This window comes from Streptomyces sp. NPDC058674, from assembly GCF_042716505.1.
Classification (GTDB): domain Bacteria; phylum Actinomycetota; class Actinomycetes; order Streptomycetales; family Streptomycetaceae; genus Streptomyces.
Genome location: NZ_JBHXSC010000081.1, coordinates 20,673 through 27,519, shown reverse-complemented (window position 1 = coordinate 27,519; position 6,847 = coordinate 20,673). Strand labels below are relative to the sequence as shown.

Sequence of the window (6,847 nt, the reverse complement as noted above, 5' to 3'; positions counted from 1 at the left end):
TGGGGGCCCCGGCCGGGGGGGCCGCGGCGGCCCGCCGGGTGCCGGGGGTCTGACCCCGGGTTAGGGTAACCCACGCCCCCCCCGCCCCCCGCTGGGGGGCGGGCACACCCCCCCCGCCCCGCCTCGGTCGTTCCCCCGTACGGTCAGCGCCGCGCCGGTACGTTCGTCCATCCCGGGTCACGCTTGTGTCACAGAATATCGACAGCCCCCCATTGATTTCCCGCGGGCGACACGCCCGCCGGGAAGACCCTTTGGAATTTCCGCGGGGAGAGTGGTAATTCCCGTCGTCGATTGCGGCAGCCCCCTTGGCCCAGACCAGGTGATTCCCCCTCAGGTCCGTTACATTTCCCCCACCTCGGCGGACTCCACGGCCCGTCCCAGGAGATCTCGCGCGGCCCTGATCCGGCCGATCAGCTCCGGCGGCTCGACCACTTCGAACTCACAGCCGAGCAGCATGACGTGAATCACGAGCACGTCCAGGCTCACGGCCCCGGTGTGCAGCAGGCAGCTGTCCGCGTCGACCGGCTCCAGGGCGCCGTGGCTGGGCCCGATGATCTGCGCCGCCTCCTGCGCCGAGACCTTCAGCCGCACGAGGGCGCGGGCCGCGTACGCCCGCTGCGACACGCCCCGGGACACGTACGCGGCCAGGTCCGGGGCGGGCGGCGGGCGCGGGGTGAACCGCGGGCCGTGCGGCGGTGCGGGCTCGATGCGGTCGGCCCGGAAGGTGCGCCAGGCTTCCCGGCCCAGGTCCCAGGCGACCAGGTACCAGCGCCGCTCGGTGCACACCAGCCGGTGCGGCTCGACCGTGCGGCGGCTGACGTTGCCCTCGTGGTCGAGGTATCCGAAGCGCAGCCGCTCGGCGTCCCGGCAGACGGCGGCGAGCTCCGTCAGCACGGAGGGGTCGACGGTGGAGGGCTGGGGGCCGCGGAGCATGGGGACGGTGAACGCGTTGAGCGCGGACACCCTGCGGCACAGCCGCGAAGGGAGCACCTGCTCCAGCTTCGCGAGGGCCCGTACGGAGGCCTCACCGATCCCCTCGACGCCGTTCCCCGCCGCGGTCCGCAGCCCGACGGCCACCGCCACGGCCTCCTCGTCGTCCAGCAGCAGCGGCGGCATCTCGGCCCCGCGCCCAGTTGGTACCCGCCGCCGGTGCCGGGGCTGGCGTTCACCGGATACCCCAGCTCCCGCAGCCGGTCCACGTCGCGCCGCACCGTCCGCGCGGTCACCCCGAGCCGGTCGGCGAGGCCGGCGCCGGTCCATTCCCGGTGGGCCTGCAGCAGGGACAGCAGGCGCAGCAGTCGCGCAGAGGTGTCGAGCATGCGGAGCAGTCTGCCGCCTCCCCGTCCCCGGCCCACCCGGACCCCCCAGTGTGCCCCCTGGGGCCCGGCCGGGCCTTGGGCCCGTGACCGGCGGCCCTACCGGGACGGGGACGGGGCCGGGGGCGGCGGCGGTGACGGCACCGGCGTCGTGGCCGGAGCACGGCTCGGCGTCGGCGGGGACGGCGGGGTCGGGGTCGACGGGGTCTGGATCGACTGGGGCGGCATCGACGGGACCGGCATCGTCGGGGTCTGGGTGGTCGGGGCCGGGGTCGACGGGGGCTGGGTGGTCTGGGCCGGCTTCGGCTTCGGGGCGTCGGGCGGGAGGTGCAGCAGCGTGCCCACCGCGAGGTGGTCCGGCCGCCCCGCCAGCACCCCCCGGTTCGCCTCGTACAGCGCCCGCCACCCGCCCCTGACCCGGTGCCTCGCCGCGATGGAGTCCAGCGTCTCCCCCGCCCGCACCACGTGCATCCGCCCCGCGAGCCCGTACCGCTTCGCGCACACCGGCCACGCCTCCCAGCCCTGGGCGGCGAGCACGTCCTCCGCCACCCGGATCTGCTGCTCCCGGCTCGCCAGGTCCGCCCGCGCCGCGAAGGCGAGCCCCCCGTACGCCTCCCACGTCGGCTGCCAGAACTGCAGTCCCCCGTAGAAGCCGTTGCCGGTGTTGACCGCCCAGCGTCCGCCGCTCTCGCAGTCGGCCACGCAGTCCCACGGCCATTCCCCGTGCGGCCCGCAGTCCCCCGGCCCGTGCCCGACGGCCCCCGGCGAGCCGGGACGGACGACCGCGGCCCGACCCGGCGCGGGAGGCGGCGGGGCGACGGCGGCCCCGGTCGGAACAGCGGGGGCGGCCGCCGCGGCCGTCCACGGGCCGGCGAACACCAGCGCGGCCACGGCCGCGCACGCGGCCGGCCGAATCCGGAGGTTGGGCATCGCGCCACGCTACGCGGCCGCCCCCCCGGCCCACCCGCACGCCACCCCGCGCGCCCCCGCGCGCCACCCGGTCGGCCGCCCCGTCACCGCACGGTGAAGTGGACAACAGGGGCCACCAACTGCACACAACAAAACAACAGTTGACACGAACGCGAAGCCGCGGTCGCACCGTTCACCCCTCCGGGGGCCCGGTTCGAATCCGTTCCCTCCCATGGCGTGACCCCGGCCGCCGCTGCGCCGTTGAGCCCGGCGAGCCGGGAGCCCCCGGCCCCCGCACCTATGCCGAGGAGCCATCCCGTGCCGCCCATGCTCGACGTCAGTGACGAGGTACGTGCCGAGATCGGTGACGAAGAAGCCGACAGGCTGCTCGTCGGCGACGACGCACCCCGCAGCTACGACTGCACCTCCTGCCGTACCCCGGGAGACCCCGAGAGCGACCGCACCAGCACGGTGCTGTTCGTCGGCGAGGAGACCGCGGTCCTGGCCTTCGCGCACGCCACCTGCATCCCCTCGCAGGTCGTCACCGTCTCCGAGGAGCAGCTCCAGGGCGCCGTCGCGAGCATCACCGGCGACAGCCCGGCGCCCGCCCCCGGCGTCGCCCCGCAGACCGTCCCCGGCGGCCAGGCCGTCCTCGGCATCACCAGCGGCCTGGTCCTGATCGGCGGCGAACTGCACCCCGCGCTCGTCGTCGAGCCCACCGGACCGATCGCCCGTCCCGGCAGCGACGGCCCCGGCGACGACTTCCTGCCGCTCCTCATCGAGCAGGGGTTCATCCCCGTCACGGACACCGCCGAGCTGCCCGCCGGCCTGGCGGGATGGTCGGTCCTGCTGGCCGCCGGACAGCTGCACGCCGTGCTCCAGCCGGGCGCCGACGGCGGACGTCCGGTCTCCTGGTGGCAGGCGCACCAGGCCCTGTCGGTCACCGACGGGTGGCGCGCGGCCGTCAACAAGACCCAGCGCGTGCTCGTCTACGCCGCCCCGGTCGGCTCCATCGGCCAGCAGCCGCGCGAGGACCTGCTGCGCGACGCGCTCGACAAGGCCGCCGCCGCGGGCAAGCTGGTGGCCGCGGCGATGCCCCTGGCCGGTACGCCGGGCGCCTGACGCCCCCCTGCCGCCGGAACGGCCGCCCGCCCCCCGCCGAGGGGGCCGGGCGGCATGCGCCGGGGGTGCGCGGTTCGTCCCGCGCACCCCCGGCGATCTGCGTTTCCTCCCCCGTCACCCCGCATCCGCAGGGCGCCGGTTTCGTTGGCTGGTACGTGCATTCATACGACTCCTCCCGCGCCCCGTCCTCTCCGAGCACCGTCACCCCGATGCGTCCCGTACGGGACCGGGACAGCGCTCCGCCCCTCTCGCACACCCCGATCTACGACGCGCTGTACTCCGAGTACCTGCGCTCCTTCCGGGCCCTGCCGGGCGACCGCACGGGCGAGGAGGACCTCGGCTTCACGGCGTTCTCGTACGGGAGCGGGCACACCGGGGGCCCGCACGGCGGCTGGAGCTCCCCCGCCTGGCAGCCGGCCGACGGCTGGCAGCCCCCGCACGTCCCGCAGCCCCAGCCGGCCTACTCGTACGCGGGCGGTCCGGCATACACGAACGGGCGGCAGCACCAGACCGGGATGACACACATCCCGGCGGCCCTGCCGCCCGCTCCGCGCCGGGGCTACTGACCCCGGCGGCGCTCTGCGCGCTCCGTACCGCTCCTACTTCTTCTTCTTGTACTGGGCGCCGCGCTTCTCGCGCACCCGCACCGAGATGTGGATCGGAGTGCCCTCGAAGCCGAACTCCTCGCGCAGGCGGCGCTCGACGAAGCGCCGGTAGCCGTGCTCCAGGAAGCCGGAGGCGAAGAGGACGAACCGCGGGGGCTTGCTGCCCGCCTGCGTGCCGAACAGGATGCGGGGCTGCTTGCCGCCGCGGATCGGGTGCGGGTGGGCGGCGACGACCTCGCCGAGGAAGGCGTTCAGACGGCCGGTCGGGACGCGCGTCTCCCAGCCCGCGAGGGCGGTCTCGATCGCCGGGACCAGCTTCTCCATGTGGCGGCCGGTGAGCGCCGAGACGTTCACCCGGGGCGCCCAGGCGACCTGCTGCATCTCGGTCTCGATCTCGCGCTCGAGGTAGTAGCGGCGCTCCTCGTCGAGCTCGTCCCACTTGTTGTACGCGATCACGATCGCGCGGCCCGCCTCGACGGCCATGGTGATGATGCGCTGGTCCTGGACGCTGATGTTCTCGGTGGAGTCGATCAGGATGACCGCGACCTCCGCCTTCTCCACGGCGGCGGCCGTGCGGAGCGAGGCGTAGTAGTCGGCGCCCTGCTGGAGGTGCACCTTCTTGCGGATGCCGGCCGTGTCGATGAACTTCCAGGTGACGCCGCCGAGCTGGATGAGCTCGTCGACCGGGTCGCGGGTGGTGCCGGCCAGCTCGTTGACGACGACGCGGTCCTCCTTCGCGACCTTGTTCAGCAGCGAGGACTTGCCGACGTTCGGGCGGCCGATCAGCGCGATGCGGCGGGGGCCGCCGACGGGGGTGCCGAAGGTCTGCTCCGGGGCCTCGGGCAGCGCCTCCAGGACGGCGTCGAGCATGTCGCCCGTACCGCGGCCGTGGAGGGAGGAGACCGGGTGGGGCAGGCCGAGGCCCAGCGACCACAGGGAGGCCGCGTCGGACTCACCGCTCTGGCCGTCGACCTTGTTGGCGCACAGCACGACGGGCTTGCCCGCCTTGCGCAGCAGCCGGACGACGGCCTCGTCGGTGTCGGTGGCGCCGACCTTGGCGTCGACGACGAAGACGACGGCGTCGGCGGCCTCGATGGCGTACTCGGCCTGGGCGGCGACGGAGGCGTCGATGCCGAGGACGTCCTGCTCCCAGCCGCCGGTGTCGACGACCTTGAAGCGGCGGCCGGCCCACTCGGCCTCGTACGTGACGCGGTCGCGGGTGACGCCCGGCTTGTCCTCGACGACCGCCTCGCGGCGGCCGATGATCCGGTTCACCAGGGTCGACTTGCCGACATTGGGCCGGCCCACGACGGCGAGGACGGGGAGGGGGCCGGAAGCGGCCTCCTCGAGCGCGCCTTCGACGTCCTCGATGTCGAAGCCCTCTTCCGCGGCGAGCTCCATGAACTCCGCGTACTCGGCGTCGCCAAGTGCTCCTTGGTCGTGCTGGTCGGTCATGAAGTCCGTTCCTCGTCGTTCGTGGTGATCGGTGGTACCCGCGCAGCGCGGTTCCACTACTAGGTCAAGTCTCGCTCAGCGCCCGGTGAGGCGCTTGGCGTCGGCCAGGTGGGCGGTCAGCCGGTCCTGGATGCGTGCGGTGGCCTCGTCCAGTGCGGTACGGGTACGGCGGCCACTGCCGTCCCCCGCGTCGAACGCCGAGCCGAAGACGACGTCGACCCGGCTCTTGAGGGCCGGCAGCCCCTTGACGAGGCGCCCCCGGGTGTCGCCGCTGCCCAGGACGGCCACCGGCACGACGGGCGCGCCGCTGCGGACCGCGAAGTAGGCGAGTCCCGCGCGCAGCGAGGCGAAGTCGCCCTCGCCCCGGGAGCCCTCGGGAAAGATTCCCAGGGCTCCCCCATTGTCGAGCACGTTCAGGGCCCGGCCTATCGCGGTGCGGTCGGCGCCGCTGCGGTCGACCCTGACCTGTCCGATCCCCTGGAGGAACGGGCCGAGCGGGCCGACGTACGCCTCCTTCTTGATCAGGAAGTGCAGCGGCCGCGGAGCGGTGCCCATGACCATGGGGCCGTCGATGTTGTGCGAGTGGTTCACGGCGAGGATCACGGGTCCCGAGACGGGGACCTTCCAGGCCCCCAGCACGCGCGGCTTCCACAGCCCGTACATGAGCCCGATGCCGATGCGCCTGCCGACCGCGGCACCCCTCAGGGAGGGTGCTTCGCTCACTTGCGGCCCGCCCGCTTCTCTTCCACGAGCGTGACGACGCACTCGATGACCTGGTCGAGCGTGAGCTCGGTGGTGTCCACCTCGACGGCGTCGGCGGCCTTGGCCAGCGGGGAGGTCTTGCGGCCGGAGTCGGCCGCGTCACGCTTGATCAGCGCCTCCCTGGTGGCCGCGAGGTCCGCGGCCTCCTTGCCGCGCAGCTCGCCGCTGCGGCGCGCGGCGCGCGCCTCGGCGGAGGCCGTCAGGAAGACCTTGAGGTCGGCGTCGGGCAGGACGGTGGTGCCGATGTCCCGGCCCTCGACGACGATGCCCTCGGCCTGCGCGCCCGCCTCGGCGGCGATGGAGCGCTGGAGTGCGGTGATCAGGGTGCGCACCTCGGGGACCGCGCTGACCGCGCTGACCTTGGAGGTGACCTCCCGGGTCCGGATCGGACCGGAGGCGTCCAGGCCGTCCACGGTGATCGTGGGGGCGTGCGGATCGGTGCCGGACACGAGGGCGGGCTTGCCCGCGGCGAGTGCGACGGCCTGCGGGTCGTCGGTGTCGACGCCGTTGGTGATCATCCACCAGGTGATGGCCCGGTACTGGGCGCCGGTGTCCAGGTAGCGCAGCCCGAGCTTGGCGGCCACGGCCTTGGAGGTGCTGGACTTGCCCGTGCCGGAGGGACCGTCGATGGCGACGATCACGGCGGACGGAGCTGCGGTTTCCACGGTGCGGGCACCT

6 protein-coding genes and 1 pseudogene are annotated in these 6,847 nt (G+C 74.1%); 2 read left to right on the top strand and 5 right to left on the bottom strand.

Annotated features, from left to right (window positions below):
• Positions 1 to 339: 339 nt before the first annotated feature.
• Together ACFWU6_RS29685 and ACFWU6_RS29680 are read right to left on the bottom strand one after the other, a co-directional pair.
• Positions 340 to 1,319, bottom strand: a pseudogene (locus ACFWU6_RS29685) (helix-turn-helix transcriptional regulator).
• A 96-nt stretch (positions 1,320 to 1,415) separates the two neighbouring features.
• Positions 1,416 to 2,246 carry a transglycosylase family protein gene (locus tag ACFWU6_RS29680; protein WP_383984032.1) on the bottom strand — a complete coding sequence of 277 codons (831 nt, stop codon included), beginning with the start codon at positions 2,244 to 2,246 and terminating at the stop codon, positions 1,416 to 1,418.
• 306 nt (positions 2,247 to 2,552) lie between these two features.
• On the opposite strand from ACFWU6_RS29680, the gene ACFWU6_RS29675 reads away from it, so the two are divergent.
• Complete coding sequence (locus tag ACFWU6_RS29675) at positions 2,553 to 3,347, top strand: hypothetical protein (RefSeq protein WP_383808120.1); 795 nt, start codon at positions 2,553 to 2,555, stop codon at positions 3,345 to 3,347.
• Positions 3,348 to 3,556: 209 nt separating this feature from the next.
• Positions 3,557 to 3,913, top strand: a complete 357-nt coding sequence (locus ACFWU6_RS29670) for a hypothetical protein (protein WP_383812568.1) — start codon at positions 3,557 to 3,559, stop codon at positions 3,911 to 3,913.
• A gap of 33 nt (positions 3,914 to 3,946) precedes the next feature.
• Here the strand turns inward: ACFWU6_RS29670 and der are convergent, their stop codons facing one another.
• From der to cmk, 3 genes are all read right to left on the bottom strand, one after another.
• Positions 3,947 to 5,407, bottom strand: a complete 1,461-nt coding sequence (der, locus tag ACFWU6_RS29665; protein WP_383812566.1) for a ribosome biogenesis GTPase Der — start codon at positions 5,405 to 5,407, stop codon at positions 3,947 to 3,949.
• Positions 5,408 to 5,482: 75 nt separating this feature from the next.
• Positions 5,483 to 6,172, bottom strand: a complete 690-nt coding sequence (locus ACFWU6_RS29660; RefSeq protein ID WP_383812564.1) for a lysophospholipid acyltransferase family protein — start codon at positions 6,170 to 6,172, stop codon at positions 5,483 to 5,485.
• Positions 6,127 to 6,834: a (d)CMP kinase gene (cmk, locus tag ACFWU6_RS29655; RefSeq protein WP_383984029.1), complete on the bottom strand. Its 708-nt coding sequence runs from the start codon at positions 6,832 to 6,834 to the stop codon at positions 6,127 to 6,129. The genes ACFWU6_RS29660 and cmk overlap by 46 nt, the downstream gene beginning before the upstream one ends.
• Positions 6,835 to 6,847 lie beyond the last annotated feature (13 nt).